This is a genomic window from Streptomyces sp. NH27, from assembly GCF_056859195.1.
This window is the reverse complement of the sequence record NZ_JACEGK010000894.1, coordinates 1-1,580: the sequence shown is the minus strand read 5'-3', so window position 1 is coordinate 1,580 and position 1,580 is coordinate 1. Positions and strand designations below refer to the sequence as shown.

The window sequence follows — 1,580 nt, the reverse complement described above, 5'->3', positions numbered from 1 at the left end:
GTGTCCGGCGTGCGGAGCGGTCAGCCGGTCGCGGGCCGCGCCCACTCCTCGATGGCCGCGCCGGCCCGGTCTACCTGCGACGATCCGCCGTGCCGTGGGCCGGAACGCCGCTCTCGGCCGGCATGCGCCGCTCGCCGGCCGGCCGCGGCGGCTGCATCGGGCCGGCTCCGGCCGGCGGGAGCATCACGTCCAACCGGCGTGCGGAGCAGCGGCGTTGGAGCAGGGACAGGCCGGCCACCGCGGTCCCGAGGACGAGCCAGCCGGCCGGACCGGCGACCATCACCGCGTCGGCGAGCAGCACCGGGCCGGCCGACCGCGCCACGGCCTGGGACACTCCGGCGACCCCGAGGTAGGCCGCCTGCGACCGGGCCGGCGCCATGGACACCGACAACTCCCATGAACTCACCGCCCGCATCATCTCCGCGACGGTCACCGCCACCGCCGCGGCCAGCAGCAGGACCGAGGCGGTGACCGGACCGCCGCCGGCGGACAGCGCCACCAGGACGCAGCCGGCGAGCAGGGCGGCGCCGTACGCCGCCACCGCTCCCAGCGCGCGGCGCGGGCCCTCGATCCGTGCGGACACCGGCATCTGGAAGCCGACGACCAGGACGTTGTTGATGATCAGGAACGCGGGCACCACGGTGTGCGGCGCGCTGGTGTGGTTCACCAGCCACAGCGGCAGGCCGACGTTGAGGATCGCGTCGTCGATGTTCAGGGGCGTGTCCAGGAGCACGAACAGCAGATAGCCGGGGTCGCGCCACGCGCTCGTGCCGGGTTTCCGCGCGCCTGCCCCGAGTTGGTCCCGCGCCGGTGCCTCGCGGTGCCGGCGCGCCTCGCGGGTGCGCGCGACGAGCGCGCCGGCGAGCAGGAAGGACAGGGCGTTGCCGAGGACCAGGGCGGTGTAGGCGCCGCGGGTGCCCATCGCGAGCCCGAGGGCGGCGACGCCCGCGCCCACGCCGTAGCCGGCGTTCATCATGACGCGGGACAGGGCCCGGTAGCGCGCGCGTTCCTGCCCGGCGGCCCGGGTGGCGAACAGCATCTCCCAGGTCTTCGCCGCCCGGTCCGCGACGCAGATGACGGCGACCACGGGCAGCAGCGTGCCGAAGCGGTCGCAGACCAGCAGCAGCCCGACGGCCGCCATCCGTACCAGGTGGGAGCCGAGCAGCAGGGCGCGAAGGGGGAACCGCCCGGCGAGCCGGCCGGCCAGCGGGGACCCGGCGATGCCGGTCGCGCCGGCCACGCCCAGCAGCAGCCCGACCTGCCGGGCGTCGAGCCCGGTCACGAAGGTGAAGTACAGCACCGAGACCGCGGACCACATGCCGGAGCCCGTGCGGTCCAGGAGCAGGGCGAACAGCATCGTCCGCGCGTCGCGACCGCCCGGCGGGTTCCTCACCTGGGCGATCAGGCTGCCGTGCCGCTGTCGCTGGTCCGGTCCGCCCGGTGCCCTGCCGCGCATCTGTACGCCCCATCGTCGCGAAAGTCTCTTGACGTCAAGAGACCAGGTGAGTGTGCCCCGTGGGGTTGCTTGACGTCAAGATACTTGATGTCGACAGATGTGGGGGTGGGGGTGGTTGATGGGG

Annotated in this window: 1 protein-coding gene; it reads right to left on the bottom strand. The window is 74.6% G+C overall.

Annotation, left to right across the window (positions count from 1 at the left end; translation table 11 throughout):
* Positions 1-70: 70 nt before the first annotated feature.
* Positions 71-1,456: an MFS transporter gene (locus tag AC13HU_RS36845; protein WP_483046356.1), complete on the bottom strand. Its 1,386-nt coding sequence runs from the start codon at positions 1,454-1,456 to the stop codon at positions 71-73.
* Positions 1,457-1,580: the final 124 nt, after the last annotated feature.